General features: G+C 60.8%; 27 protein-coding genes. 18 read left to right on the top strand and 9 right to left on the bottom strand.

Annotation, left to right across the window (positions count from 1 at the left end; translation table 11 throughout):
• The first annotated feature begins 2 nt into the window (after positions 1-2).
• Both mlaD and ACN0SW_RS02780 read left to right on the top strand, forming a co-directional pair.
• Positions 3-464: an outer membrane lipid asymmetry maintenance protein MlaD gene (gene mlaD, locus ACN0SW_RS02785; protein ID WP_417726375.1), complete on the top strand. Its 462-nt coding sequence runs from the start codon at positions 3-5 to the stop codon at positions 462-464.
• The gene (locus tag ACN0SW_RS02780) at positions 461-820 is read left to right on the top strand and encodes a DUF2155 domain-containing protein (RefSeq protein ID WP_417726374.1); all 360 of its coding nucleotides are present in this window, start codon (positions 461-463) and stop codon (positions 818-820) included. Before mlaD ends, ACN0SW_RS02780 begins: the two co-directional genes overlap by 4 nt.
• Here ACN0SW_RS02780 and aat read toward each other — a convergent pair.
• A complete protein-coding gene (gene aat, locus ACN0SW_RS02775; RefSeq protein ID WP_417726373.1) occupies positions 787-1,428 on the bottom strand; it encodes a leucyl/phenylalanyl-tRNA--protein transferase in 642 nt (213 codons plus the stop codon). The genes ACN0SW_RS02780 and aat overlap by 34 nt on opposite strands.
• A 93-nt stretch (positions 1,429-1,521) precedes the next feature.
• Between aat and ACN0SW_RS02770 the strand changes: the two genes are divergently transcribed.
• On the top strand, positions 1,522-2,208 hold the full coding sequence (locus ACN0SW_RS02770; RefSeq protein ID WP_417726372.1) for a class I SAM-dependent methyltransferase: 687 nt from the start codon (positions 1,522-1,524) through the stop codon (positions 2,206-2,208).
• Positions 2,209-2,234: 26 nt separating this feature from the next.
• On the opposite strand, the gene ACN0SW_RS02765 is transcribed toward ACN0SW_RS02770, so the two are convergent.
• The gene (locus ACN0SW_RS02765; RefSeq protein ID WP_417726371.1) at positions 2,235-2,648 is read right to left on the bottom strand and encodes a PaaI family thioesterase; all 414 of its coding nucleotides are present in this window, start codon (positions 2,646-2,648) and stop codon (positions 2,235-2,237) included.
• 135 nt (positions 2,649-2,783) lie between these two features.
• Here ACN0SW_RS02765 and ACN0SW_RS02760 point away from each other — a divergent pair, with 135 nt between their 5' ends.
• Positions 2,784-3,599 carry a LytTR family DNA-binding domain-containing protein gene (locus ACN0SW_RS02760; RefSeq protein WP_417726370.1) on the top strand — a complete coding sequence of 272 codons (816 nt, stop codon included), beginning with the start codon at positions 2,784-2,786 and terminating at the stop codon, positions 3,597-3,599.
• Here ACN0SW_RS02760 and pdeM read toward each other — a convergent pair.
• Genes pdeM through ACN0SW_RS02745 form a run of 3 tightly spaced genes read right to left on the bottom strand, consistent with a single transcriptional unit; the run spans position 3,587 to position 7,505 of the window.
• A complete protein-coding gene (gene pdeM / locus ACN0SW_RS02755; protein ID WP_417726369.1) occupies positions 3,587-4,273 on the bottom strand; it encodes a ligase-associated DNA damage response endonuclease PdeM in 687 nt (228 codons plus the stop codon). The genes ACN0SW_RS02760 and pdeM overlap by 13 nt on opposite strands.
• 43 nt (positions 4,274-4,316) lie before the next feature.
• A complete protein-coding gene (locus tag ACN0SW_RS02750) occupies positions 4,317-6,752 on the bottom strand; it encodes a ligase-associated DNA damage response DEXH box helicase (protein WP_417726368.1) in 2,436 nt (811 codons plus the stop codon).
• A gap of 51 nt (positions 6,753-6,803) precedes the next feature.
• Positions 6,804-7,505 carry a response regulator gene (locus ACN0SW_RS02745; RefSeq protein WP_417726367.1) on the bottom strand — a complete coding sequence of 234 codons (702 nt, stop codon included), beginning with the start codon at positions 7,503-7,505 and terminating at the stop codon, positions 6,804-6,806.
• Positions 7,506-7,652: 147 nt separating this feature from the next.
• Here ACN0SW_RS02745 and mce point away from each other — a divergent pair, with 147 nt between their 5' ends.
• Complete coding sequence (mce, locus tag ACN0SW_RS02740; protein WP_417726366.1) at positions 7,653-8,057, top strand: methylmalonyl-CoA epimerase; 405 nt, start codon at positions 7,653-7,655, stop codon at positions 8,055-8,057.
• Positions 8,057-8,341 carry a DUF1467 family protein gene (locus ACN0SW_RS02735; protein ID WP_417726365.1) on the top strand — a complete coding sequence of 95 codons (285 nt, stop codon included), beginning with the start codon at positions 8,057-8,059 and terminating at the stop codon, positions 8,339-8,341. Before mce ends, ACN0SW_RS02735 begins: the two co-directional genes overlap by 1 nt.
• Here ACN0SW_RS02735 and ACN0SW_RS02730 read toward each other — a convergent pair.
• Positions 8,307-9,014 (bottom strand): EI24 domain-containing protein, encoded by a 708-nt coding sequence (locus ACN0SW_RS02730; protein ID WP_417726364.1) that lies wholly within the window; start codon positions 9,012-9,014, stop codon positions 8,307-8,309. The two genes, ACN0SW_RS02735 and ACN0SW_RS02730, sit on opposite strands and share 35 nt — an antisense overlap.
• The gene (locus ACN0SW_RS02725; protein ID WP_417726363.1) at positions 9,011-9,589 is read right to left on the bottom strand and encodes a nitroreductase; all 579 of its coding nucleotides are present in this window, start codon (positions 9,587-9,589) and stop codon (positions 9,011-9,013) included. Before ACN0SW_RS02725 ends, ACN0SW_RS02730 begins: the two co-directional genes overlap by 4 nt.
• Before the next feature lie 114 nt (positions 9,590-9,703).
• Between ACN0SW_RS02725 and ACN0SW_RS02720 the strand changes: the two genes are divergently transcribed.
• The gene (locus ACN0SW_RS02720; RefSeq protein WP_417726362.1) at positions 9,704-9,958 is read left to right on the top strand and encodes a DUF167 domain-containing protein; all 255 of its coding nucleotides are present in this window, start codon (positions 9,704-9,706) and stop codon (positions 9,956-9,958) included.
• Here ACN0SW_RS02720 and ACN0SW_RS02715 read toward each other — a convergent pair.
• Positions 9,946-10,731, bottom strand: a complete 786-nt coding sequence (locus tag ACN0SW_RS02715) for a DeoR/GlpR family DNA-binding transcription regulator (RefSeq protein ID WP_417726361.1) — start codon at positions 10,729-10,731, stop codon at positions 9,946-9,948. The genes ACN0SW_RS02720 and ACN0SW_RS02715 overlap by 13 nt on opposite strands.
• A 289-nt stretch (positions 10,732-11,020) precedes the next feature.
• Here ACN0SW_RS02715 and glpD point away from each other — a divergent pair, with 289 nt between their 5' ends.
• The 9 genes from glpD (at position 11,021) to ACN0SW_RS02670 (ending at position 21,600) form a co-directional block, all read left to right on the top strand.
• The gene (gene glpD, locus ACN0SW_RS02710; RefSeq protein ID WP_417726360.1) at positions 11,021-12,631 is read left to right on the top strand and encodes a glycerol-3-phosphate dehydrogenase; all 1,611 of its coding nucleotides are present in this window, start codon (positions 11,021-11,023) and stop codon (positions 12,629-12,631) included.
• Positions 12,632-12,647: 16 nt separating this feature from the next.
• Positions 12,648-13,736, top strand: a complete 1,089-nt coding sequence (locus tag ACN0SW_RS02705) for an ABC transporter ATP-binding protein (protein WP_417726359.1) — start codon at positions 12,648-12,650, stop codon at positions 13,734-13,736.
• Positions 13,737-13,746: 10 nt separating this feature from the next.
• On the top strand, positions 13,747-14,841 hold the full coding sequence (locus ACN0SW_RS02700; RefSeq protein WP_417726358.1) for an ABC transporter ATP-binding protein: 1,095 nt from the start codon (positions 13,747-13,749) through the stop codon (positions 14,839-14,841).
• A complete protein-coding gene (locus ACN0SW_RS02695; RefSeq protein WP_417726654.1) occupies positions 14,841-15,713 on the top strand; it encodes a carbohydrate ABC transporter permease in 873 nt (290 codons plus the stop codon). Before ACN0SW_RS02700 ends, ACN0SW_RS02695 begins: the two co-directional genes overlap by 1 nt.
• Positions 15,713-16,555, top strand: a complete 843-nt coding sequence (locus tag ACN0SW_RS02690; RefSeq protein ID WP_417726357.1) for a carbohydrate ABC transporter permease — start codon at positions 15,713-15,715, stop codon at positions 16,553-16,555. The genes ACN0SW_RS02695 and ACN0SW_RS02690 overlap by 1 nt, the downstream gene beginning before the upstream one ends.
• A 15-nt stretch (positions 16,556-16,570) precedes the next feature.
• Positions 16,571-16,843 (top strand): DUF2160 domain-containing protein, encoded by a 273-nt coding sequence (locus ACN0SW_RS02685; protein WP_417726356.1) that lies wholly within the window; start codon positions 16,571-16,573, stop codon positions 16,841-16,843.
• 43 nt (positions 16,844-16,886) lie between these two features.
• On the top strand, positions 16,887-18,605 hold the full coding sequence (locus ACN0SW_RS02680; RefSeq protein ID WP_417726355.1) for an ABC transporter substrate-binding protein: 1,719 nt from the start codon (positions 16,887-16,889) through the stop codon (positions 18,603-18,605).
• A 139-nt stretch (positions 18,606-18,744) separates the two neighbouring features.
• Positions 18,745-20,232 carry a glycerol kinase GlpK gene (glpK, locus tag ACN0SW_RS02675; protein WP_417726354.1) on the top strand — a complete coding sequence of 496 codons (1,488 nt, stop codon included), beginning with the start codon at positions 18,745-18,747 and terminating at the stop codon, positions 20,230-20,232.
• Positions 20,233-20,370: 138 nt separating this feature from the next.
• Entirely contained in the window at positions 20,371-21,600 is a 1,230-nt protein-coding gene (locus ACN0SW_RS02670) for a glycosyltransferase (RefSeq protein WP_417726353.1), read from the top strand.
• A gap of 66 nt (positions 21,601-21,666) precedes the next feature.
• Here the strand turns inward: ACN0SW_RS02670 and ACN0SW_RS02665 are convergent, their stop codons facing one another.
• Positions 21,667-22,713, bottom strand: coding sequence for a DMT family transporter (locus ACN0SW_RS02665; RefSeq protein ID WP_417726352.1), 1,047 nt, complete (start codon positions 22,711-22,713; stop codon positions 21,667-21,669).
• Positions 22,714-22,969: 256 nt separating this feature from the next.
• On the opposite strand from ACN0SW_RS02665, the gene ACN0SW_RS02660 reads away from it, so the two are divergent.
• On the top strand, positions 22,970-23,869 hold the full coding sequence (locus ACN0SW_RS02660; RefSeq protein WP_417726351.1) for a hypothetical protein: 900 nt from the start codon (positions 22,970-22,972) through the stop codon (positions 23,867-23,869).
• A gap of 172 nt (positions 23,870-24,041) precedes the next feature.
• Complete coding sequence (locus tag ACN0SW_RS02655) at positions 24,042-24,848, top strand: hypothetical protein (protein ID WP_417726350.1); 807 nt, start codon at positions 24,042-24,044, stop codon at positions 24,846-24,848.
• Positions 24,849-25,222: the final 374 nt, after the last annotated feature.

Raw genomic sequence — 25,222 nt, 5'->3', positions numbered from 1 at the left:
ACATGTCTGAGAGTAAAACCGAGGTTTTGGTTGGCGGTGTTGTTTTGGCCGTGGCCATCGGATTTCTGGTCTATGCGGGCAAAACCACCGGAATGACTGGGCGTGGCGCAGGTGAATACCAGTTGAGCGCCAGTTTCCGCAGCGCCGATGGTGTGAGTGTGGGCACCGACGTGCGCCTTGCCGGCGTCAAAGTGGGGCGGGTCACGCAGATAAATCTCGATCCGGGCACCTATCGCGCCAGCACAATCTTTACCGTGCAAGAGGGCATCAACGTGCCGGATGACAGCGCCATCGCGATTTCCTCTGAAGGGTTGTTGGGGGGCAATTACGTTGAAATCTTGCCCGGCGGATCGCCGTTCTATGTCGAACCGGGGGCCGAAATCGAATTCACCCAAGGATCGGTCAGCCTTGTATCCTTGCTGATGAAGTTCGTTTCGGGCGGCGAAGGGGATGCCGCGAAATGAGAGCCCTCTGGCTTAGCCTCATACTCTGCCTTGGGGCTGGTATGGGGACGGCGCAAGAGGCTGCTTCGGTCGCCGAAGGCGCAATCCTGCGCGGTCTCGACAAGATCAACGGTCTCGCGCGCGACTTGGAGTTGACCAGCGGTGCATCGGGTGCGTTCGGATCGCTTGACGTCGAGCTTGGTCAATGCCGCTATCCCGAGGGCAACCCGGCGGGCGATGCCTATGCTTATCTGACGATTACCGATCAGGGCAGCGGCGCGGTGATATTTTCTGGCTGGATGCTGGCCTCGTCACCGGCGCTCAATGCGCTGGAACACCCGCGCTATGATATCTGGGTATTGCGCTGCAAGATCTGACGTGGGTCGGGATCAAAAGGCGGATTGGTGATATCGGCCTCATTCTCCATCGCCTCATGCAAGAGCGCGCGATACTGCGCACGCGGAATTTCCCGCGCGCCAAGACTGCCCAGATGCGGCGTAATGAATTGCGTGTCGAACAGGGTAAAGCCGCATCGCGCAAGGTGGTGGGTGAGATGGGCCAATGCCAGCTTTGAGGCATCGGTGCGCCGCGAAAACATGCTCTCGCCAAAGAACGCGGCCCCAAGGGCCACACCATAGACCCCGCCTACAAGCTGATTCTCTTGCCAGATTTCCAGAGAATGCCCGTAGCCCCGTTGGTGTAGCGCCATGTAGGAGCGATGAATCGGCGGGCTGATCCATGTCTCGGTGCGATCGGCGCAGCCCCGCAAAACCGCTTCGAAATCGCGGTTGAGCGTCGCCTGATACCGGGCCTGACGCATCCGGCGTGCCAACGAGCGAGAGATGTGAAAACCGTCGAGCGGCAGAATGCCCCTTTGATGCGGATCGACCCAAAACACCTCTGGGTCGTCGCGATGTTCTGACATCGGAAAAACGCCGGAGGCATAGGCCTGAAGCAAAAGGGCGGGTGTCAGGGGTGTCGTCATGTGGCCTGCGGCGCTGAAAAACGTAAGAGCTTAAGGGTTCAGTATCTTTTGTCAGGTTACAAGGTCAACGGCGATACGGGTGAGGGGTATGTGATGACGATCATGGGATTTGGGGCTGGCAGAGGCATGGGTGACGATCGCACGGGCACCTTTAACCGGGCACAGGCGAGACATGCGATGCTGGTTGACGCCTATCGTCACGCTATTGCCGATTCGACCGTGATGTTGGTCGGGGCCGAGGATGGTGCATGGTGTTATGCGCTGGCTGCGGCCGGTGCGTTGCAAGTGGTCGGGATTGAGACCGACGCCAATCTGGTCGAGCGCTTTGGGCGCCTGCCTGATATCGGTCTGCGTGAGCGTATCGATCTGCGTCGTGCCGATCCGATGGAGGAAATTCGCTCAGAGGTGGCGGTTGGCCGTCAGTACGATGTGATCATCCTCTTTGATGTACTTCAGGGAATTACGGATCTGCATGATCTCTTTGGTCTGATCCGGGATCTTGAGCCACGCCTTGTCGTGGTGGACGGCTGCTTTGTGGTCTCCGAGGACCCGATTCTTTGGATCGAACGCACGCGGGACGCTCTGGCGGGGCGTGTGCGGCCTGCGCTCATACCCGGGCAGGGGGCGGTTGCGATGGTCGCTTATGATTGCGGATTCGATCTCGATTGGATTGACTGGGCTGTGTTGGACCCAGAGGTTCGGCAGGGCCTTGATGATTACTACGCTCCGGGCCCCAAGCTGCGCGCCAGTTTCACGCTGACACCAGAACAGACAGCTTGATTGCGGCCTCGTCGCCGCTTGGCCTGTCAGACCGGAATCATTGTCCCTGTCAGCAGAGCGATATGGGTTTCCACCCCTTCACTGATTGCGTGCACATCTGCCTGAACGATCACCAGACGTCGCCCCGGCTTGATCACGCGACCGCGTGCGATCAGGCGCTCGCCCTGCGCCGGGGCCAGAAGGTTGATCTTCATTTCGGTGGTCAGCACCTCGGCATCCCCGGGCATCATGCTGAGCGCGGCATAGCCCGCCGCGCTGTCGCCAATGGCAAAGGTCAGCCCCGCATGCCCGAATCCGTGTTGTTGAAGGCTACCGGGCAGAATAGGCGCTTCGATCTCTACCCGTCCAGAGGACAGCCCAACGAGACGCGCCCCGAGCGTGGTCATCATTGCCTGCGCGGCAAAGCTCTGGCGAATTTTCTGTTCGATGTCAGGGGACATTTCTCAAGGCTTTCCCATTGTTTATGATGTCGCGACGTGTTGACAGTAAAGTGATTTAGGCCAGCGATGTAAGGTTGGACTGGATTGGTTGGGCTGATAAACGCATATGAAATGGGAACGGACAAGGGTGGAAAGTTGAACTGGTCTGACCTGCGAATGCATTTCGTGGAAACGTTTTCCATCTTGCGTTTGCGTGTTACGTTCTGTGTGTGGGCCGCCGTGTTGGGTGTGGCGGTGCTGGCGGGACCGTTTGGCAGCTATGATACCATGAGTGTACCGATACGCTCGGCCTATTGGGCTGCGGTTATCTCGGGCGGGTTTGTGATCGGATTTTCCGCACGCGCGGTGATGCGGGCGGTTTTCGGGACGCGCCACCCGATCCTGTTCGATCTTGGGGCGAGTCTGTTCGTCGGGGTCTTGCTCGGGCCTATGATCTGGGTTTTGCGCGGCTGGATGGACCCGGTTCTGGGCCATGAGATGCTCAGCTTAGGCAGGATTACCCTGCACACGGCGCTCATCACTGGTGGTGTTTTCGTCGTGCGGCGTCAAATCGGGGCAGAGGGGCCGGTCGGATACTGGACAGCACCCGAACCCGAGGCAGAGGAGCGAACCCGGCTTCACCGGCGCCTGTCCTGTCCGCCGTCTACGGAAATTTATTGCCTGTCCGCAAAAAACCATTCCGTTGAGGTGGCGACCAGTGCAGGTGTCGAAATTCTGCGTTTGCGATTAACGGATGCGATCGCTGAAATGGAACCGGTCAAGGGGCTCTGCACGCACAGGTCGCATTGGGTTGCCTTTGCCGCCATCGCGGGGATCGAACGTGAAAGCGGTGGCAAGATGTTCGTCGTGCTCAAGAACGGGGGCCGTATCCCGGTCAGCCGAAAATACCGCTCAAATCTAGAAAATTCCGGGTTGAGCGATCATTTCGAAACATCTGCTCAGGATTGTTGAGGGGCGCGCACCCCGCGCGGCATCGGCACGGCATGCGTTATCGCCCCAGTGAGTACCCCAAGCGCCTCTGCACGCATCAAACCAGTGAGGATGGGATCATCCGACCACAGCCCGCCGGTATAGGTGCCAAAGGCGGGCAGGATCACCCGATCGCTGTCGATCAGAAAGGCCGGTCGGCTCAGGCTGTGACCCTTGAGCGCGAGTCGCACTTTGGGATGGTAATGCCCCGAGATTTCGCCGCTCTGTCCGGCCCGCGCGATATGGCGAAAGCACAGCGGCGGCACTGGCAGTTCGGCCATATGCGCGCCCCCCAAATCGACCGGGCCGGGATCGTGATTGCCCTCGATCCAGATCCAGCGGCGTCCGGCCTGCAATTTGGCAATCCAGAGCTTTTCAGCATCGGGGAGGGCGGTTGCTGCGGCGCTGTCGTCGAAGCTGTCACCAAGGCAGATGACCGTCGCGGCCCCGGTCCGGCGCAGATCGCTTTCCAATCGCGTGAGGGTGTCGCGTGTCTCGTAGGGGGGCAAAGGCGGCTCACCCAGCCGGGCCCGCCGCAGCGCCTTGCCCAGATGCATGTCGGAAACACACAACAGATTGCGCGCCTCCCAATAAAGCGCACCCGAGGGAAGGGCCGTCAACGTCGCGCCGGCAAGGGTGAAACCATATCCATCCATGTCGCATTGGTGGCCTTTGACGCGCGAAATGGCAAGGGCGGGCTTAACCGTCTGTCCGCGCTATTCCGCGCATAGGGGCAAGGCCCGCCGCCGCCAAAAGACGCGCGCTTTCTTCGGCCAAGAGCCGCTCTTGGGCTGCCCCCTCAACCGGCATCCGCCCCACCTCCAGAAACAGAGGGGCCGCAAGTGGGCTGACGCGGGGCAGACGCCGCAAGGTAATCCGCCCGGCGTTACGCGCCAGCATCTCGTCGATCCGGCCAAAATCCACCAAACCGCGCATTGCTTCTTGTCGAGTGATGTCGAGGAGCAGGTGACCGGGATCGTATTTCACCAGCGTGTCGTAAAGAATGTCCGAAGAGAGTGTGGCCTGTCGCCCGCTCTTGCGTGCGCCGGGGCTGTTGCGTTGAATGAGCCCGGAAATCGTGGCCGAGGCGCGAAAGGTGCGTTTCATCACCGCGTTGGACATGAGCCAGCTTTCAAGCCCTGCGCGCAACGCATCGGGTGCAAAGAGCGGCGCGGCATCGGTCACCGGCTCCAGCCCCCAGATCAGCGTGGCATAATCCGTGGCCACGAACCCCAGTGGCGCAAGGCCGGTTTCCTCCATCCGCTTGGTCACCAACAGGCCAAGGGTCTGCATCGCGTTGCGCCCGGCAAAGCCGTAAATGCACAGATGTTCGCGCCCCTCATGGGCAAAGCTTTCGACCAGCAGGCTGTCGGCTTCGGGCATCTGCGATACCTGCCGTTGCAGATGCAGCCAGTCGCGCACCGGACCCGGCAATTCGGGCCAGTCGGATGCGGCCAGCATCCGCAGGATACGTTCAGAGAGCTCGGTCGAGGTGGCGAATTTGGTGCCCATATAGGTTGCGATTTTGGGCTTGCGACCGGGGTCGCGGCTGACCTCAACCACCATGTCGCGCAAGGATTCAAAGCGCACGATCTGTCCGCCGATCAGAAATGTATCGCCGGGGGTCAGCGTGGCGGCAAAACCCTCTTCGATCTCACCCAGCGGTTTGCCGCCGCGCGCCCGGCGCATTCGCACCTTGAGCGTATCGGTATCCTGAATGGTGCCGATATTCATCCGGATCAGCCGCGCCGCTCTTGGGTCGCGCAACTGCCAGAGCCCGTCGCCCCGCCGTTGCAGGCGCTGCCATCGATCATAGGCTCTGAGCGCATAGCCGCCGGTGGCGCAGAAATCGAGACAGGCGTCGAACTCGGCCCGTCTGAGACCGGCATAGGCCCCCGCGCCAACGACTTCGGCAAAGAGGGCCTCTGCGTCAAAGGGGCCCGCGCAGGCGCGGATCAGGATATGCTGGCAGAGCACGTCGCGCGGCCCCGGTCCCCGCGTCTCTCCGTCCAGATCGCGGGCGTGCACGGCCTCAAGTGCGGCGCGGCATTCCACCACCTCAAAGCGGTTGGCTGGCACCAGCAGCGCCTTGGAGGGTGCATTGTAGCGGTGATTGGCCCGCCCGATCCGTTGCACAAGGCGCTTGACGTTCTTGGGCGCGCCCACCTGAATAACCAGATCAACATCGCCCCAATCAAGCCCCAGATCGAGGCTGCCGGTGCAGACCACGGCACGCAGCTCGCCGCGCACCATCGCCGCCTCGACCCGCTCGCGCTGCGCGCGGTCGAGGCTGCCGTGATGGATGCCAATGGGCAGGGCGTCGTCATTGGCAAGCCAGAGGTTGTGAAAGAAAATCTCGGCCTGCGCGCGGGTGTTGTGAAAAATGAGCGTGGTTCGGTGCTGCTTGATCTGCTCCAGCACAGCGGGGATCGCATGGGCGGCCCCGCCTCCGGCCCATGGTGGCGGTTCTGCGGTCTCAAGCATGGCGATGTCGGGCTCTGGCCCCGGATCGGCCATGAGGATCGCACAAGCGGACGACCCGTGCGCCATATAGCGCGCAAGGGCAGGCGGGTCTTCGACCGTGGCCGACAGGCCTACGCGCCGCAGGTCGGGGCAGAGTGCCTGAAGCCGGGTCAGCGCCAGCATAAGCTGATCGCCACGCTTGCTCTCGGCCAAGGCGTGCACCTCGTCGATCACCACCCGTTTCAGCCCTGCGAAAACGCGCGGCGCATCCTCGTAAGAGGTAAGCAGCGCGAGGCTCTCGGGTGTGGTCAGCAGGATGTGCGGCGGATCGGCACGTTGGCGGCGCTTGGTATGGGACGAGGTGTCGCCGGTGCGGTCCTCAATGCGGATGGGCAGGCGCATTTCCGTGACAGGTGTGGTCAGGTTGCGCCGGATATCGGCGGCCAGCGCCTTCAAGGGCGAGATATAGAGTGTGTGCAGCCCGGCATGATCGCGCGTGGCCAGATCGGCCAGCGTTGGCAGAAATCCTGCCAGCGTCTTACCCCCGCCCGTGGGGGCAATCAGCAGGGTTGCGGGATCGTCGGCGCGCGTCAGCATGTCCGATTGGTGCGGGTGCATCTGCCAGTCTCGGGCAGAAAACCACGTTGCAAGAGGGGCGGGCAGGGCGCACATGCCATGCTATTTAGCGGCGGGGCGCGGCAAAGCAAAGCAGTGCCGCGCCCGCTATATCGCCGCCTGTGACGCCAGCCGCGCCGCGATCAACCTATTGACCCGCGCGATGCCCGCCTCGGGGCCATGCCCGATCAACCCCATCGCCGCCTCGGACAGAACGCTGTCCTGCGCCGCCCGCGCCACGCCTGCAAGAAACTGCGCGGCGTAGGTCAGAACGTCGGGCGAGTGATCTGGGCTGAGCAGGTTTTGCACATGCTCCAGATCGTCGCGATAGGCCAATGGATCGGGATGAATCTGCTCATCCTGCACCACATAGGGCCCGATCGGTCGGCGGTCGGCGGGGACATGCCGCAGCACCTCTTGTTGAAACACCCCGAGGCTTGCAACCGGCTTGAGCAGCAGGCCATCGGCCCCGGCGTTGCGTGCGCGCAGCTCTGCCCCCGCCTCGCCGCTGGTCGCGAGAATCACGCCGACCCGGGGAATGGCGCGATCAAGTTCGGCAATCAACTCTTCGCCGCGCCCATCGGGCAGGCCAAGGTCGATGATCACCGCCGAAGGTCTGTAAACCTGCAAATGCCGCCGCGCAGAGCGCAGGCAATCGGCGCGCCGGATCCGCGCTCCGCTGCGCAGGCACATCAGGCGCAACGCCTCAGAGGCATAGCGGCTATCCTCGACCGCCAGCACGGTCATGCCCAAAAGCGGGCGTTGGGTGTTGGGCGCGCGCTGTGGCGCGGGGATGTCAAGATCGGTCATCGGGCTGATCCTTTGTGAAGATACGAAACGCAGCATGGCCCGGTTGTGGTGAACGCAAGGTTAATAAGCGGGTTGCGTCCCCCTGTCGCTTGTCAGTTCCCGCGATCATCCCCATAACAGGGTGAATTCATGCAAAAGGATTGCCCCATGATCGGACGTCTCAATCATGTCGCCATCGCCGTGCCGGACCTGAGCGCCGCCGCCGACCAGTATCGCCATGCGCTCGGCGCTTCGGTCGGCGCGCCGCAGGACGAGCCGGATCACGGCGTCACTGTGATCTTCATCGAACTGCCCAATACCAAGATAGAACTGCTCTATCCCTTGGGTGAAAACAGCCCAATCCAGGGATTTCTGGACAAGAACCCCTCGGGCGGGATTCATCATATCTGCTATGAGGTCGAAGACATCATTGCCGCTCGCGATCACCTGAAATCCACCGGTGCGCGGGTTCTGGGCAGCGGCGAGCCCAAGATCGGAGCGCATGGCAAGCCGGTGCTGTTCCTGCACCCCAAGGATTTCAATGGCTGTCTCGTGGAACTGGAGCAGGTCTGATGGGGATCACCTCTGGCATCGTGCTCTTTGCCGTGATCTGGTTCATGACGTTCTTTGTTGTGCTGCCGATCCGTATTCAGACTCAGGGGGATCTGGGCCAGATCGTGCCCGGCACCCATGCCGGATCACCCGAGCATCATCACCTCAAGAAAAAGGCGTGGATCACCACTGGCATCGCCGTGGTGCTCTGGATCCTTATTGGGGGCACCATCATTTCCGGGGTGATCAGTGTGCGTGATCTCGACATGTTCAACCGGATGGCTCCGCCCGCCGCGTCTGAGTAGCGTGAAAGATATGGGTGAACGTCGCAGCCCCCAGGATTGGGATAAGCAGATTCACCAACGGCACCGAGAGCGGCATCGCCATCAGCACCCCGGCGGCCCAGATCGTCAGGCGATGCTTGCGGCGTAGCGCCTTGGCCCCGGCGCGCCCGATGCGCCGCATGGCGGCGAGCTGAAAATACTCCATGCCCAGCAAATAGCCATTCAGCGCCCAGAAGATAAAGAGCGCAAAAGGCGTGAAAATCGCGTAGAGCACGAGCGCCAGAATATTCGCGCCAAGGATCACCCCAAGAAAGTTGATAGTGTCGCGCAACGCCTCGCCCAAGGGCACGATGCTGGCCGGGGGCAGGTCAGGATAATGCGTATCCTCCACCGCCTGTGCCACCTCATCGAGAAACATCGAAGTAATGGCCGAGGCGACAGGCACCATCAAAAACACCGATAGAACGATCATCAACAGGAATGATCCGGCCCCCAAGAGATCGCCAACCCATGTGACCTCACCAATGAGCGGCAGGGTCGTGCTCTCCCCCACTGTCATCTGAATGAGCCAGAGCACACCGGCATAGGCCGCAATCAACAGCATCAGCGTCAGGCCCACACCCAAGAACAGCACCTTGCGGAAACGTGGATCGCCGATTTGACCTATAGCTTTGAGGAAGCTGGTGAAAATCATTCCGAAACCCATGTGGTGACGGCATCTATATCGGGGCGCGGACGCTCGGGCGGGGCGGCGCCCTCGGTGCCGATATGGATGAACCCGGCGATACGCTCAGGCTCAGCCAGCCCGAGTGCGCCTTGGGCAAAATCCCGGTCATGGCTGGGCCAGCCGCTCAGCCAATTGGCCCCCCACCCGGCGGCAAGCGCGGCGTTGAGCAGGCTCAGACAGACGCAGCCTGCTGAATAGGTCTGTTCGATCTTGGGGATCTTGTCAGAGGGTTTCGGGCTTTCGATCACGGCCACCGCGAGATGTGCGTCCGCGAATTGCGTCTGCGCCTTGGCGATGTCCTCGGGCGTTTTGCCCAGACGCGAACCGGCCTGCGGCACAAGCTCCGCCAGCCGCAGAAGTGCTGCGCGCTCCAGCACGATCATCCGCCACGGCTCTAGCTTGCCGTGATCGGGCACGCGGGCGGCGGCAACCAGCAGGGGCCGCAGGGTCGCCCGGTCGGGCACGGGCAGGGTCAGTGTCTTGGCCGGACGAGACCGGCGGATCTGAAGGAACTCAAGGGCGGCGGGATTGGGTTGGGGCATCGGTCTCTTTCTTATGCGGGGCACCACACATGTCGGCAAGCACGCGCCCGGGGTCAAGTCCCCTATGCTGCAAATCCTCTTGGAGCGGCGCGGCCTTCCGGGTATGCCCGTGCCATGGATATCCCCGATCTTCGCACTCTGGCTCAGTCTGGCACTACCATTGCCCTGCGCGTGACCCCCAAGGCCGCGCGCAATCGTATCGTGCAAGACGAGGGCGCGCTCCGGGTCTATGTCACCACCGTTCCCGAGGATGGCAAGGCCAATGCCGCCGTCCAAAAACTACTGGCCAAGGCATTGGGGGTGCCAAAATCGCGTCTCACCCTGCTGCGCGGTCACACCAGCCGGGATAAGGTGTTTCAGGTGGATTGACGCTTGCCCGTTGTTCCCGCCACCTGCACCCGCGTACCCCATCCGACGCATTTCTCGGTCAGCGGCGCGGGCAGGGGATGGTCGGTAAAGACCTGATCGACATCGCGCAATGATCCGATCCGCACCGGTGCGCTGCGCTGGAATTTGGAATGATCCGCGACCAGAAATACCTCGCGTGAGCGATTGAGCAGGGTCTGGCCCACCACCACTTCCTGAATGTCGAAATCGAGCATGTCGCCATCCTCATCCAACGCGGAACAGCCCAGTACTGTGTAATCAAATTTGAAATTTTCAATGGTGCGCGCCGTCAAATTGCCCACCAACCCATTGTCAGACCGCCTGAGCGCGCCCCCCGCAACGACAATTTCGCAATCCTTGTTGGCCAAGAGGATCTGCGCCACGTTGATGTTATTGGTGACAACCATCAGGTTACGGTGATCCATCAATTCGCGCGCCACCGCCTCGGACGTGGTGCCGATATCCAGAAATACCGAGGCATCATGCGGGATCGCGGCGGCACAGGCGCGGCCAATTGCGGCTTTGGCGGGTTCGTTCAGGCGGCGGCGTTCCTCATAGAGTATGTTGGATACGCCCGAAGGCAGGATCGCCCCGCCGTGCACCCGCTCCAGCTTGCCCGCGTTGGCCAGTTCCGTCAGGTCGCGGCGGATGGTCTGAACCGTGACGTCAAAGCGTTCGGCCAGATCTTCGACCGTGACTTTGCCCTCGGCGCGGGCGATTTCAAGAATGTCGGGTTGACGAAAACTCTGAGACATCAGCGAACCTTGATCGTTTGCAGGTTCGATTATGTTCGTTTTGGCCCGGCTTGCAAGCACGGCTTTCGCCGCAACGCAGCAACGGCTTCGAATCATGGCCTGAATTGTCCGGTTGCCGCGGTATTCGGCGCGATACGCAATCTGACGCGGTCATTGCTGTGCGGCACGTGAAAAATTCATCAGTGAAATCAAGAAGGGTAATATAAAAAGAAAGAAAACGAACATTCATTCTTGACCTGAGGATGGAAAAAGTGGTTCGTTTGCGCTCATCTTGCTGAGGGAGGGGCGCGTGTCGCAGGACCGCGAGAGCACAGTGATCGATCTGTTCGTCATCGGCGGCGGCATCAACGGCTGTGGCATCGCGCGCGATGCGGCGGGCCGTGGGCTGCGCGTTGAACTTGCCGAGATGAACGATCTGGCCTGGGCCACCTCCAGCGCCTCGACCAAGCTGTTTCATGGCGGCTTGCGCTATCTTGAATATTTCGAAATCCGGTTGGTGCGCGAGGCGCTGATCGAACGCGAGACGCTGCTCCGCGCCATGCCGCATATCAGCTGGCCGATGCGCTTTGTGCTGCCCTATCACCGCGACATGCGGTTCGAGGGCGAAACGCCCACTTCGCGCATTCTCAATCTGGTCATGCCGTGGATGAAAGGCCGCCGGCCAGCGTGGCTGATCCGGTTGGGGCTATTTCTCTATGATCACCTCGGGGGGCGAAAAATCCTGCCCGCCACTGCGACGCTCGATCTGCGCAACGTGCCCGAAGGGGCCCCGCTCAAGGATAAATTCACCCGCGCCTATGAATATTCCGACTGTTGGATCGAGGACAGTCGTCTTGTCGTGCTCAATGCCCGCGATGCGGCGGCGCGTGGCGCGCGCATTCGGGTGCGCACCCGGGTACAATCGGCTGAACGGGTGGGCGATCTGTGGCATGTGTCGCTCAGGGATCAGGAAACCGGCACGGTCGAGGTGGTGCAGGCACGGGCGCTGGTCAATGCTGCCGGGCCTTGGGTCAAGGATGTGATCTCGAGCACCCTGCGGCTCAACTCCACCGAGGGCGTGCGGCTGGTGCGTGGCAGCCATATCGTGACGCGCCGCCTGTTTGATCATGACAAATGCTATTTCTTTCAGGGCACCGATGGGCGGATCATCTTTGCCATCCCCTATGAGGGCGAGTTTACCCTGATTGGCACCACCGATGCCGAACATGGGCAGGCGGATACACGCCCGGAATGCACCCCGGAAGAGGCAGACTACCTCTGCCGCTTTGCCAGTGAATATTTCAAGACGCCCGTGACCAAGGCCGATATCGTCTGGACCTACTCTGGTGTGCGCCCGCTCTATGACGATGGCGCGAAATCCGCGACCGCCGCCACCCGCGACTATGTGCTGACGCTGGCCGAGGGACCGGGTGCACCGCTCTTGAACATCTTTGGCGGCAAGATCACCACTTACCGCAAACTGGCCGAGGCAGCCCTGGCCAAGCTGCGCCCGTTCTTTCCAAAGGCGGGGGCAAACTGGACGGCGGGCGTTGCGCTGCCGGGGGGCGATTTCCCCGTTGACGGGTTTGACCGGCTGACCGAGAGTCTGCACCGGGCCTATCCGTTTCTCACGGTGGCTTGGGCGCGGCGTCTGGTGCGCGCCTATGGCACGGAGGCGCTGGATATTCTGGGCGAGGCGCGAGAGCCCGCCGATCTTGGCCCCGATTTCGGGGCGACCCTGACCGCCGCCGAGGTGCGCTGGCAGATGGATCACGAATACGCCCGTGTTGCGGCGGATGTGGTCTGGCGGCGCACCCGTCTGGGGCTGAAAATGACCGAGGCGCAGATTGCGGCGCTGGACAATTGGATGCAGCAGGAACGGGGGCTGAATGGGGCCACCGCCGTGGCTGTTGAGGGATGAGGGAGGAAACGATCGCATGGCGCTGACACTGGAGGGGGTATCGAAACGCGTGAACGGACAGGTGCATATTCACCCGACCGATCTGACGCTCGAGGCCGGCACGATGAACGTGCTTCTGGGGCCGACGCTCTCGGGGAAAACCTCGCTCATGCGGCTGATGGCGGGGCTGGATGCACCTGCGACGGGCCGTATTCTGTGGAACGGGCAGGACGTGACCGGCATGCGCGTGCAGGATCGCCGCGTGGCGATGGTCTATCAGCAGTTTATCAACTACCCGTCGATGACCGTCTATGACAACATCGCCTCACCGCTGCGCCTGATGGGTAAATCGAGTGCCGAGATTGATGCGGCGGTCAAGAGAACCGCCGATCTGATGCAATTGTCCCCGATGCTCTCGCGCAAGCCGCTGGAACTGTCGGGCGGTCAGCAACAGCGCTGCGCGCTGGCGCGGGCGCTGGTCAAAGAGGCGGGGCTTGTGCTGCTGGATGAGCCGTTGGCCAATCTCGATTACAAACTGCGCGAGGAGTTGCGCGCGGAAATTCCAAAGATTTTCGAGGCGGCAGGCAGCATCTTTGTCTACGCCACGACCGAACCGGAAGAGGCGCTCTTGTTGGGCGGCAACACCGCAACCCTCTGGGAGGGACGCGTGACGCAATTCGGCCCCACACCGCAGGTGTACCGCCAGCCGCGCGATGCCACCACCGCGCGTGTTTTCAGCGATCCGCCAATGAATTTTCTGTTCGTGACCAAATCCGGCGACCGCATCCTCTTTGGCGACGGGCAATCCGCAGCGGCGCTGGGCAGCATGGCGGGTCTCGCCGACGGTACCTATACGGCGGGATTCCGCCCCAACCATCTGGAGCTTGACCCCCAAATTACCGGGGCGCTGACCTTTGATACGCGCCTCAACGTGACCGAGATCACCGGGTCCGAAACCTTTGTGCATCTCGATCATCACGGAGAGCGGTGGGTGGGCCTTGTCCACGGGGTGCGCGATCTGAAACTGGGGGCGGCGCTGCGGGTCTATCTTGATCCGGCGCATGTCTATGTGTTCGGGGCGGATGGTGCGCTGGTTGCCCCCGCGCCCTATGCGCAGGCGGCCTGAGGGAAAAGCAATGGCAAAGATCACACTTGATAATCTGGCACATAGTTACCTGCCCCGCCCGACCTCCGAGGCCGATTTCGCGCTCAAAGAACTCAATCACGTCTGGGGTGATGGCGAGGCTTACGCGCTCTTGGGCGCGTCGGGCTGTGGTAAATCCACGCTGCTCAACATCATTTCGGGCCTTTTGCATCCCTCGCAGGGCCGCATCCTCTTTAACGATCACGATGTCACTGGTCAGGCCACCGCCGCGCGCAATATCGCGCAGGTGTTCCAGTTTCCGGTGGTCTATGACACCATGACGGTGCGCGACAATCTTGCCTTTCCGCTGCGCAATCGCGGGGCGCAGCCCGCCTATATCGCCGAGCGGGTGCAGACCATCGCCCGCATGATCGGCATGGAGGCAGAGCTGGGCCGCAAGGCGCGCGGGCTGACGGCGGATGCCAAGCAAAAGATCAGCCTTGGGCGCGGCATGGTGCGCGAGGATGTCAACGCGCTTCTCTTTGATGAGCCGCTGACGGTGATCGACCCGCATATGAAATGGGAACTCAGGACCCAGCTCAAGGCGCTGCATCACGAGTTCGGCCATACAATGATCTATGTGACCCACGATCAGACCGAGGCGCTGACCTTTGCCGATAAGGTGGTGGTGATGCATGACGGCCGCGTCGTACAGATGGGCACGCCGCAGGAACTCTTTGAGCGGCCAGAGCATACATTCGTGGGCTATTTCATCGGCTCGCCGGGTATGAACCTGCTCGACGCGCAAGTGACAGGCACCAAGGCCGTGGTTCAGGGTGTCGAGATCCCGCTTGGTGCCGACTATGCCCGCCCCACCGGTCGGGTGCAAATCGGCGTGCGGCCCGAATTCGTGCGCCTGACAGCGGGCTCCGAAGGGCTGCCCGTGACCGTCACCCGGATCGAGGATGTGGGGCGGCACAAAATCATCCGCGGCGAGGTCGCCGGGGTTCAGGTTAATGCCATTGCCGCCGAAGGCACGGCGATTTCGCCCGACATGACGCGGCTCAGCTTTGATCCTGCGGCGGTCAACGTTTATTCCGACGACTGGCGCGTCCCCCCCAAATCCCAAGCGCAAGAGGCCGCATGATGGACAAGACCGTCAACCAAAAGGCATGGTTCCTCGTCCTGCCCGTCCTCATTCTGGTGGCCTTCTCCGCCGTGATCCCGCTGATGACCGTGGTCAACTATTCGGTGCAGGACACCTTCGGCAACAATCAGTTCTTCTGGGCGGGGCTTGAGTGGTTCGAGGAAATGCTCAGCTCCGAACGGATGTGGGACGCGCTGGCGCGACAGGCGGCGTTTTCGGCGATCATCCTTGCCATCGAAATTCCTTTGGGCATCTTTGTGGCGCTCAACATGCCCAAGAGCGGCTTTTGGGCCTCGCTCTGCCTTGTGCTGATGTCGCTGCCGCTGCTCATTCCGTGGAACGTGGTGGGCACCATCTGGCAGATCTTTGGCCGCGTTGATATCGGTCTTCTGGGCCATACGCTTGAGGCGCTGGGTATTTCCTACAACTACACGCAGGACATCACCGCCGCATGGATCACCGTCATCGTGATGGATGTCTGGCACTGGACCTCGCTGGTGGCGCTTTTGGCCTATGCCGGGCTGCAATCCATCCCCGATGCCTATTATCAGGCGGCCAAGATTGATCAGGCCAGCCGCTGGGCCGTGTTCCGTTACATTGAGTTGCCCAAGATGATGGGGGTTTTGATGATCGCCATTCTCCTGCGCTTCATGGACAGTTTCATGATCTATACCGAGCCTTTCGTGGTCACGGGGGGTGGTCCGGGCAATGCGACAACCTTCCTCTCCATCGACCTCGTGAAAATGGCACTGGGACAGTTCGACCTCGGCCCCGCCGCCGCCTTCTCGATCATGTATTTCCTCGTGATCCTGCTGATCTCGTGGGTGTTCTACACCGTCATGGTCAATCTTGATAAACGGGAGGGCAAGTGATGGCCGATCTCACAGCCTCTGGCAATGCCGCCCGCACCCTCAGCCTGCCGCGCGTCAATGTGGTGATGGTGCTTTACCTCGTGTTCCTGCTGCTGCCGATCTATTGGCTCATCAACATGAGCTTCAAGACCAATGACGAAATCCTTGGTATCTTCTCGCTCTGGCCGCAAAATCCGACGCTGGCGAATTATGCCACCATCCTCACCGATGCCAGCTGGTATATGGGCTATGTCAATTCGCTGATCTATGTGGTGATGAATACGGTCCTGTCGATTGCTGTGGCCCTGCCCGCCGCCTACGCGTTTTCGCGGTATCATTTTCTGGGCGACAAGCATTTGTTCTTCTGGCTGCTGACCAACCGCATGGCCCCGCCTGCGGTCTTTGCCCTGCCGTTCTTTCAGCTTTATTCAAGCGTGGGGCTATTCGATACGCATATCGCCGTGGCGCTGGCGCATTGCCTCTTCAACGTGCCGCTGGCGGTCTGGATTCTTGAGGGGTTCATGCGCGGTGTCCCCAAAGAGATCGACGAGACCGCCTATATCGACGGCTATTCCTTTGGGCGGTTCTTCATCAAGATTTTCATGCCGCTGATCGCCTCGGGCGTGGGCGTGGCTGCGTTCTTCTGCTTCATGTTCTCATGGGTGGAACTGCTCTTGTCGCGCACGTTGACCAGCGTCGATGCCAAGCCGATTGCCGCCACCATGACCCGCACCGTATCGGCCTCTGGTCTGGATTGGGGCGTATTGGCCGCCGCCGGGGTGCTGACCATCGTGCCGGGGGCACTCGTGATCTATTTCGTGCGCAACTACATCGCCAAGGGCTTTGCCCTGGGCCGCGTCTGAGGGGGAGGGACAAACATGGACTGGATGGCTTGGACACTTCCCACCGCGATCTTCTTCGCAGTGATCGCCTGCCTGCTGATCACCTTCACGGTGCTGGCGCTCAAATTTCCCGAAACGCCCCGCGTCGGTATTCTCCGGATCGAGACCACGCGCGGCGATCGGCTTTTCATCACGCTTCTGGGCTCGGCCTTTCTCAATCTGGCCTGGCTCGGGTTTGTCGGCGCAAACCAGCCTTATGCGCTGATCCTCTGCCTGATCTATGCCGCGGCGGTGTTTCGCTGGGTCTAGACCGGGACCAATCACGTCAAGAGTTCTCATAGGGAGGGAAACCATGAACTTGCGAATGAAAACAACCACCGCGCTGGTGTCGCTGGGCCTGATGGCCTCGCCCGCCTTCGCGGATATGGAGGCGGCAAAGGCCTTCCTCGATGCCGAGATCGGTGATCTGTCGACGCTCAGCCGCGCGGATCAAGAGGCCGAAATGCAGTGGTTTGTTGATGCGGCCCAACCTTTTGCCGGGATGGATATCAAGGTCGTGTCGGAAACCATCGACACCCACAGCTACGAATCCAAGGTGCTGGCCCCCGCCTTTACCGCCATCACTGGCATCAAGGTCACGCATGACCTGATCGGCGAAGGCGACGTGGTCGAAAAGCTGCAAACCCAGATGCAGTCCGGCGAGAATATCTATGACGGCTATGTCAACGACTCAGACCTTATCGGCACCCACTGGCGCTATCAGCAGGTGCGCAACCTGACCGACTGGATGGCAGGCGAGGGCGCGGATGTGACCAGCCCCACGCTCGACATTGACGATTTTGTCGGCCTGTCGTTCACCACCGGCCCCGATGGCAAGATTTACCAGCTGCCGACCCAGCAATTCGCCAACCTCTACTGGTTCCGTTACGACTGGTTCAACGACGACAAGAACAAGGCGGATTTTAAAGCGAAATATGGCTATGATCTTGGCGTCCCGGTCAACTGGTCGGCCTATGAGGACATCGCTGAATTCTTCACCGGTCGCGACCTCAGCCATCTCGGTGTCGAAGGTGAAGTCTTTGGCAACATGGACTACGGCAAGAAAGACCCCAGCCTTGGCTGGCGCTATACCGACGCATGGATGTCCATGGCCGGTATGGGCGACAAGGGGGAACCCAACGGCCTGCCGGTCGATGAATGGGGCATCCGCGTGAATGAAAATTCGCAGCCGGTTGGCTCCTGCGTGGCCCGTGGCGGCGCAACCAATGGCCCGGCTGCGGTCTATGCCGTGACCAAGGCAATCGAGTGGCTGCAAAAATATTCGCCTCCCTCGGCGGCTGGCATGACCTTCTCTGAGGCGGGTCCGATCCCGGCCCAGGGCAACGTCGCACAACAGATGTTCTGGTACACGGCCTTTACCGCCGCGTCGGTGAAACCCGACCTGCCGGTGATGAACGAGGACGGCACGCCCAAGTGGCGCATGGCCCCCTCGCCGCACGGTGTCTATTGGGAAGACGGCATGAAAGTCGGCTATCAGGATGCAGGCAGCTGGACGCTGATGAAATCCACGCCGGTCGACCGCGCCAAGGCCGCTTGGCTCTATGCGCAGTTCGTGACCTCGAAAACTGTGGACGTGAAAAAGGCCCACACCGGCCTCACCTTCATCCGCGAGTCGACGATCCAACACGACAGCTTCACCGAACGCGCGCCGAAACTTGGCGGTCTGGTGGAATTCTACCGCTCGCCCGCGCGGGTGCAGTGGTCACCCACCGGCACCAACGTTCCGGATTACCCGAAACTGGCCCAGCTTTGGTGGCAGAATATCGGCGACGCCATGTCAGGGGCCAAAACCCCGCAAGAGGCGCTTGATGCGCTCTGCGCTGATCAGGAACGGGTGTTGGAGCGTCTGGAACGTGCAGGCGTCCAAGGTGACATCGGACCCAAACTCAACGAGGAAATGGACCCCGAGCATTGGCTGAGCCAGCCCGGTGCGCCCAAGGCCAAGCTTGAGAACGAGGACGAAGAGCCCGTCACCATCGCCTATGACGAGCTGATCAAGTCCTGGCAGTAATGACAGGCACCGGGGCGCGTCCTGCGCGCCCCGGTGGTCACCTTCGTAGGTCATCATCCGGCTGGACCGGATGATCTTCTGGCCAAGAGATCCTCGGGTCAGACCCGAGGATGACCGCTTTAACAAACGGACCCGAGCCATGCCCCATATCCTCGCCATTGACCAAGGCACAACGTCGAGCCGCGCGATCTTGTTTGACGCAGGCATGCGGATCACGGCCGTCGCGCAAGAAGAATTCGCCCAGCATTTTCCACAATCTGGCTGGGTCGAGCATGACGCGAATGACCTTTGGTCCACAACGGCGGCCACCTGCCGTGCGGTGATCGAAAAGGCTGGCGTCACAGGGGCCGCCATCGCCGCCATCGGCATCACCAATCAACGCGAGACAACCGTGGTCTGGGACCGCCACACCGGACAGGCCATTCACCGCGCCATCGTCTGGCAGGACCGGCGCACGTCTGACTATTGCACTGACTTGCGCGAAGCAGGCCATGAACCGGTGGTCAGTGCGCGCACCGGGCTTTTGCTCGATCCCTATTTCTCGGGTACGAAACTTCGCTGGATTCTCGATCATGTTGAGGGCGCGCGCGCCCGCGCCGAGGCGGGTGACTTGCTCTTTGGGACCGTTGACAGCTATCTTATCTGGAAACTCACCGGCGGGCGGGTGCATGCAACCGATGCCACCAATGCGGCCCGCACCCTGCTCTATGACATCCGCAAGGGGCGCTGGAGCAAGACAATCTGTGATCTGCTCGAAATCCCCATGCAGATGTTGCCCGAAGTGCGCGACAGCGCCGACGATTACGGCCATACGCGCGCTGACCTCTTTGGCCGCGAAATCCCCATTCGCGGCGTTGCAGGCGATCAACAGGCAGCCACAGTGGGGCAGGCCTGTTTCAAACCGGGCATGCTCAAATCCACCTACGGCACCGGGTGCTTTGCCTTGCTCAATACGGGCGACACGCCAGTTGTCTCGCAAAACCGGCTGCTGACCACGATCGCCTATCAACTGAATGGTACGCCCACCTATGCGCTTGAAGGGTCGATTTTTGTGGCGGGGGCTGTGGTGCAATGGCTGCGCGACGGTCTCAAGATGATCCGCCACGCAAGCGAAACCCAACCCTTGGCCGAACAGGCCGATCCCAATCAGGATGTCGTGATGGTGCCCGCCTTTACCGGGCTCGGTGCGCCCTATTGGCGCCCCGATTGTCGTGGCGCGATCTTTGGTCTGACGCGCAGCACAGGGCCTGCTGAACTGGCCCGCGCGGCCCTTGAAAGCGTTGGCTTTCAGACCCGAGACCTGCTTCAGGCGATGCGCGATGATTGGGCCGGGCACGGGGCGGATGCGGTTCTCAGAGTGGATGGCGGGATGAGTGCATCAGATTGGGCGATGCAGTTCCTTTCGGACATCATCAACGCGCCGGTTGACCGTCCTCAGGTGCTCGAAACCACCGCGCTTGGCGCGGCCTGGCTGGCTGGTATGCGCATTGGTCTCTACCCCGATCAGGCGGAATTTGCGGCGTCTTGGGCGTTGGAGCGACAGTTCCTGCCGCAGATGTCCACAGAATTGCGCACGGTCAAAACCGCCGGCTGGGCGCGTGCTATTCAGTCGACGCTGGCTTTTTAGCCGGATACAACAAAAACTAGGCAATCTGCTTTCACAAGAGATTTTACTCTCGTGAAACCATCATGTGTTGTTATGTGACTCTCCGCATACTAGATTTGTACCTGAGCCAGATGGCGTTTTGCCGCCCGAGGAGTACGAATGAGCAGTCCGGTCAGTGTCATTGTCCCAGCCCGAAACGAGGCGCAGACCATCGCGCGCGTCGTGTCGATCCTGCGTGACATGGCGCATGTCGGCGAGGTCGTGGTGATTGATAACGGCTCGACCGATGCCACTGCCGACCAGGCACGATTGGCCGGGGCGACCGTTATCTCAGAGACGCGAACCGGCATGGGATATGCGGTGCGTGCAGGGATATCCGCCGCGCGGTATGACTGGGTGATGAAGGTCGATGCTGATCTGGATAAGTTCGATACTGAACTTTTTGCCCGCATGCCTGCGGCCCGCGCCCCCGGTGTGGGGCTGGTCAAAGGCGCGTGGCATGACCCCGCCGACAATATGCCCATGACCCGCCTGTTGGTCATGCCAGCCCTACGGCAAATGTTCCCCGGCCTGTCGCATCTGCGTGCGCCCAACTCGGGGCTTTATGTGTTTGACAGATCGGTGATCGCGCATGATCAGCTCACCGGCGATTACGCCGTCGATCTGGATGTTATGTTGCGGGTACATGCGGCGGGCTATTCTGTGGCCGAGGTGGATATCGGGCGTATCGTCCACGACACCCGCAATGTCGCGCATTACAACGGCATGGCCGAACAGATTTTTGCCTTTTTCCTCAGCCGACAGAACCGGCGGCTCACCCAGGAGATGGTCATTCTGGCACAGGATGGCGCGCAGGTGATCCACCATGCGATCGCCTCCGTCGTCCACCGTCTTTCGGCTGGGGTGCGTGCGACGATCTATCTTGAGGATATCACCAGCCCGGCATCCTGCCTGTTGCAAGAGATGCTGTTGGCCTATCCCACTGCCCGGGTTTGCGCACTTGGGGCCGCCCGTGATTTTTCCGCACATGCCAATGCGTCCGGCCTGTGTGTGCTGGCTCCGTATCCACGCGCCGGGGGGGGGGATGCGCTGTCTGAGGCGGTTGCCCTCTACGACGCCGCGCTGGAACATCTGCCGGGCGCTCTTTGGCTGATGCCTGTCCATGACGCCGGGCGAGAGATCACCGGATTTTCGCCAGACATTCTGCCTGAGGTCACCGATGGCTTGGCCCTGAAACAAGAGGCGCTTGCGGTCTTGACCGGTGCGCCTGTGGCGCTGCCCGGTCTGGCGGGCGAGATTTTCCAGAACTATGACTCATTGCCCGATGCTCTGCGCCCGACCTTTGGGTCGATTGTAAAACAGCGCCATCCCTCTGCGGGCAATTTCTGACGGGGCAGAAAACCTGTCCTGAGGGATGACACTGAGCGAGAGGGGGCGGTTGTCCATATCCTGCGCTCATGCCCCTTTGAAATTCACCTCGCCCTCATGCTCGAGCGCACGGTCCTGCGCCTGCTGCCGCATGACGCAATCTTCGCGGTGACGGCGACGCAGCCGACCATATTGGCCGATGCCAACCGCCAGCAGAATGATCGCGCCGCCGGGGATCAGCCCCGGTCCGGGGTCTTCTCCCAACATCACCATGGCGATCAGGATCGCCGCCAATGGCGAAAACGACGTGGCCAGCGACACATCGCCTGAACGTGCATATTTCAGCCCGAGCGCCCACGCGAACTGTCCACCGATCACCACGATCAGCGCATAAATCCAGACCCATTGCCAAACTACCGGGTGAAACACATCCTCGAAATGGTTCGGGCCAAACAGGTAGATGGCGAGGAAGAAATAAAACACCGTGCCCACTGCGGTACGGTAAATGGAAAATATCCCCATCGGGATCCCGCGCAGCCCGGTCCGTGCGATCAGGGTCGAGGCGATATAGGACAGCGTCGCCAAGAGCGCGCCAATCTCTCCCTTGCCAAGCATGAACTCAGTGCCCTGATTGTTCATCAGGATCATCACCACCGCCCCGCTGAGCGCCACCAGACCGGCGACAAACGACCACGGCTCGAACTCCTCGCGCAGGAAGAGCCACGCCGCCAGCAAAAACAGCGGCGGCTCGATCCGGCCCATCAGCACCACATTGGTCACAGTGGTGTGCTCCAGCGCGTAAAAGAACAACCCCGGTGTCAGTGCCGAGGAAAAGAACGCCGAGAACGTCAGGATTACCCAATGCTTGCGCTTGAGCGCGTGCAGGTTCTCCCATGTCCAGTCCCGCCAGAACATCAGGACCATTGGCACCATGGACATCAGCGACCCGACAAACAGCAGATTGCAATAGGTGATGACATTGCGGCCCATCACCCGATTTTGCGCGCCGATGTCGGCCAATAGCGACACCAGCGAATTCGATGAGGCGTATATCAGTACCGCCACCCAAGCGAGTGTTGCGCCCAGCATGACCTTCGAGGCGTCGGGAATGCTCTGTGTGCTGACATGACTCATGGCGGTCTCCTGACCTGAAACGGGGCGTTTACGTCAAACTGCGCCTCATGGTGTCCATGCGCAACCCACTCCGGCGCACGGTTGGTCACGTTCCCCGGAGGGGCGCGAAATATTGTTTCAACCGCGCGGTTTGCGTCACGCTTGCGTGGTCACCTGTGAAACTTTGCGTTATTTTGGTTGTAATATGTGACCCGCGCGGCGACTTTGCGCGCACTGCCGGCCTTGGTCCGGCTCCAGATTACAAAGTGATCCATTCATGACCACCTCTTCTGACGCAACCGAACCCGGCTTTGTCACGATCTTTGATGACACCTATGATCAGCCCGATTGCCGGGCCTACTTTCACATGATGGATCGGCTTGGCTATCGCAATCAGCATCATGCGGTTGCTGCCTTTCGGGCGGGGCTGGCCGAGATGATGCGCTTGCGCGGGCTCAGCGCGGCGCGGATTGTTGATTTCGCGAGCAGCTATGGCATTGTCTCGGCGCTCATGGCGCATGATCTCAGCCTTGAACAGGTCTTTGCCCGCTACCGCGCGCCAGAGTTTGATACGGCGACCCCCGCAGAGGTGATCGCGCTGGATCGTGACTGGTTGGCGGGGGTGCGCCGGTCTCAGCCACCGCTTCATGTCACGGGAATTGACGTGATGCCCAATGCGATCGCCTACGGGCGTGACGTTGGCCTCTTTCAAACGGGCTTTACTGAGGATCTCGAACGCTCTGCACCCTCAGAGGCCCTTGGCGCGGAACTGGCACGCTGCGACATGATCGTCGAATGCGGGTCCGTGGCGCAGCTCATGCCACATGCGCTGGATCGGATGTTGGCCGCGTGTGGCCCGGTCAAGCCTTGGGTGATGACCTCACCGATCCGTGGCAATGAACGTCCCGAAGCGGCAGAGGTGCTGCGTGCGCATGGTCTCGTGATCCAGAACCTGCCAATCCCCCCGTTTGTGCATCGCCGCTTTGAAGGGCCCGCCGAACAGGCCCGTGCAATCGCCAATGCACAGGCGGTCGGACATGTTACTGACGGGGTAGAGACCACAGGTCATTTCCATGCCCAGATCCTGCTGGCGCGCCCGGCTGCGGAATGTACCGATCCTGTCGATTGGGCGCTGCCGCTGACAGTGCCAGTCATGTCAGACCGTCGCCACGCATAAACCACGACGCATAAACCGTTGTCGGCCTTTGCTGCTGCGGCTATCATCGCGCTGTTCAACCAAGTGCTTTATATGATCCGCCCGGAACTCTGTCAGGATTGAAACTCGATGTCGCGCCGTTCCGCCCCTGTCATGACCTGCGCACGCAACCCAGTTCGTCGGGGCTGAGCAAATGCGTGGATTGGGTCTTCTCACATTGGTTACGTCTGTTGTCTGTGGCTTTGGGGCTGGACAGATCGGGCTGACCCTGTTGGGGCAGGGCGCAGAGCATCCCAAACCCGTGCAGATCACCGCAGCCCTCGCCGCCGTCGAGAATGCGGCAGAGCCTCCCATGCCCGAGGATTGGCCGACGGTGTTCGACCCCTATGTGCCGGACCCGCCCAAGGCGCCGGTCGCCACGAAGAAGCTCGAGAAATATCGTCTGGTTGGGCTGGTCGCGGGGGGCGAGAACGGCTGGGCCATTCTCACGGCTTCCGATGGGGATCGGCTGATCCGGGCGGGCGACCGGCTGATCGGTGGCGAAACCGTGCTCGAGATCGCCCCGGATGGCGTCTGGATCGAACGCGCGACCGAGCGGATGCTCATCGCTTTCGAAGAAACCCCGGACGAGATGATGGCGCGGATGATGAGCAATGGCTCAGTGCAGGCCGATGAGGCCGAAATTCCGGACAGCACATTCGCCGGGAGAGACATGCGTCGCGTTCTGGGGCGTGCGGGCAGCGTGCGGATGGTGCCCGCCAACGGTAGCACAGGCGAGGTGGTCCCCGAAATTCTCTGGGTGCGTGAGGGGCAGGTTTACGACCTTATCGGCTTGCGCCGAGGCGATCTTGTGCTGCGGGTAAATGGCTATTCTGTTTCCGATCCCGAAACACTGGTCAATGCCGGGCAGATCCTTTCAGAGACCGATGAATTCGCTGTCGAGATCATGCGCGGCGGGCAGCGGCGCACCATTTCCGTTCGGATCACCGGGCGCGGCTGAGCGAATTTTTTCTCAGGCGCACTTTAAATCTTAAATTCACTACATATCTCTGTAACTTAAGCGGTCTTTGTTTCAGTCACGGCTGTTTGCCGAGAATAAAAAATATCAATAAAATCAATTTATTAAATGCGGTTTCTGGGGTATTTGGCCTCACGAAGTAACATTACGCTCGACTCACGAAAATGTTACCGTTGTTCCATGCAAATTTTTATGTTGAAGTGGAGGAAGTCAGGCGCGTCATTTTGGCGCTATCGACGACCAAATCAACGTAAATAGCGCACGTCTTTGTGTGCGTAACAGGGAGCAATTGCTCTAAGCTATTTTATCAAATCTGCGGATCACTGATCCGCGCGGGCCACACATTACTCACCCTT

This window comes from Roseovarius sp., from assembly GCF_048262375.1.
Taxonomy (GTDB): domain Bacteria; phylum Pseudomonadota; class Alphaproteobacteria; order Rhodobacterales; family Rhodobacteraceae; genus Roseovarius.
This window is presented reverse-complemented; position numbering and strand designations above follow the sequence as displayed.

What these genes read in the sequence shown, in the direction of transcription:
- mlaD (WP_417726375.1), top strand. Translation starts at nt 3, where the DNA reads ATGTCTGAGAGTAAAACCGAGGTTTTGGTTGGCGGTGTTGTTTTGGCC.
- ACN0SW_RS02780 (WP_417726374.1), top strand. Translation starts at nt 461, where the DNA reads ATGAGAGCCCTCTGGCTTAGCCTCATACTCTGCCTTGGGGCTGGTATG.
- aat (WP_417726373.1), bottom strand. Translation starts at nt 1,428, where the DNA reads ATGACGACACCCCTGACACCCGCCCTTTTGCTTCAGGCCTATGCCTCC.
- ACN0SW_RS02770 (WP_417726372.1), top strand. Translation starts at nt 1,522, where the DNA reads ATGACGATCATGGGATTTGGGGCTGGCAGAGGCATGGGTGACGATCGC.
- ACN0SW_RS02765 (WP_417726371.1), bottom strand. Translation starts at nt 2,648, where the DNA reads ATGTCCCCTGACATCGAACAGAAAATTCGCCAGAGCTTTGCCGCGCAG.
- pdeM (WP_417726369.1), bottom strand. Translation starts at nt 4,273, where the DNA reads ATGGATGGATATGGTTTCACCCTTGCCGGCGCGACGTTGACGGCCCTT.
- ACN0SW_RS02750 (WP_417726368.1), bottom strand. Translation starts at nt 6,752, where the DNA reads ATGTGCGCCCTGCCCGCCCCTCTTGCAACGTGGTTTTCTGCCCGAGAC.
- ACN0SW_RS02745 (WP_417726367.1), bottom strand. Translation starts at nt 7,505, where the DNA reads ATGACCGATCTTGACATCCCCGCGCCACAGCGCGCGCCCAACACCCAA.
- mce (WP_417726366.1), top strand. Translation starts at nt 7,653, where the DNA reads ATGATCGGACGTCTCAATCATGTCGCCATCGCCGTGCCGGACCTGAGC.
- ACN0SW_RS02735 (WP_417726365.1), top strand. Translation starts at nt 8,057, where the DNA reads ATGGGGATCACCTCTGGCATCGTGCTCTTTGCCGTGATCTGGTTCATG.
- ACN0SW_RS02730 (WP_417726364.1), bottom strand. Translation starts at nt 9,014, where the DNA reads ATGATTTTCACCAGCTTCCTCAAAGCTATAGGTCAAATCGGCGATCCA.
- ACN0SW_RS02725 (WP_417726363.1), bottom strand. Translation starts at nt 9,589, where the DNA reads ATGCCCCAACCCAATCCCGCCGCCCTTGAGTTCCTTCAGATCCGCCGG.
- ACN0SW_RS02720 (WP_417726362.1), top strand. Translation starts at nt 9,704, where the DNA reads ATGGATATCCCCGATCTTCGCACTCTGGCTCAGTCTGGCACTACCATT.
- ACN0SW_RS02715 (WP_417726361.1), bottom strand. Translation starts at nt 10,731, where the DNA reads ATGTCTCAGAGTTTTCGTCAACCCGACATTCTTGAAATCGCCCGCGCC.
- ACN0SW_RS02705 (WP_417726359.1), top strand. Translation starts at nt 12,648, where the DNA reads ATGGCGCTGACACTGGAGGGGGTATCGAAACGCGTGAACGGACAGGTG.
- ACN0SW_RS02700 (WP_417726358.1), top strand. Translation starts at nt 13,747, where the DNA reads ATGGCAAAGATCACACTTGATAATCTGGCACATAGTTACCTGCCCCGC.
- ACN0SW_RS02695 (WP_417726654.1), top strand. Translation starts at nt 14,841, where the DNA reads ATGGACAAGACCGTCAACCAAAAGGCATGGTTCCTCGTCCTGCCCGTC.
- ACN0SW_RS02690 (WP_417726357.1), top strand. Translation starts at nt 15,713, where the DNA reads ATGGCCGATCTCACAGCCTCTGGCAATGCCGCCCGCACCCTCAGCCTG.
- ACN0SW_RS02685 (WP_417726356.1), top strand. Translation starts at nt 16,571, where the DNA reads ATGGACTGGATGGCTTGGACACTTCCCACCGCGATCTTCTTCGCAGTG.
- ACN0SW_RS02680 (WP_417726355.1), top strand. Translation starts at nt 16,887, where the DNA reads ATGAACTTGCGAATGAAAACAACCACCGCGCTGGTGTCGCTGGGCCTG.
- glpK (WP_417726354.1), top strand. Translation starts at nt 18,745, where the DNA reads ATGCCCCATATCCTCGCCATTGACCAAGGCACAACGTCGAGCCGCGCG.
- ACN0SW_RS02670 (WP_417726353.1), top strand. Translation starts at nt 20,371, where the DNA reads ATGAGCAGTCCGGTCAGTGTCATTGTCCCAGCCCGAAACGAGGCGCAG.
- ACN0SW_RS02665 (WP_417726352.1), bottom strand. Translation starts at nt 22,713, where the DNA reads ATGAGTCATGTCAGCACACAGAGCATTCCCGACGCCTCGAAGGTCATG.
- ACN0SW_RS02660 (WP_417726351.1), top strand. Translation starts at nt 22,970, where the DNA reads ATGACCACCTCTTCTGACGCAACCGAACCCGGCTTTGTCACGATCTTT.
- ACN0SW_RS02655 (WP_417726350.1), top strand. Translation starts at nt 24,042, where the DNA reads ATGCGTGGATTGGGTCTTCTCACATTGGTTACGTCTGTTGTCTGTGGC.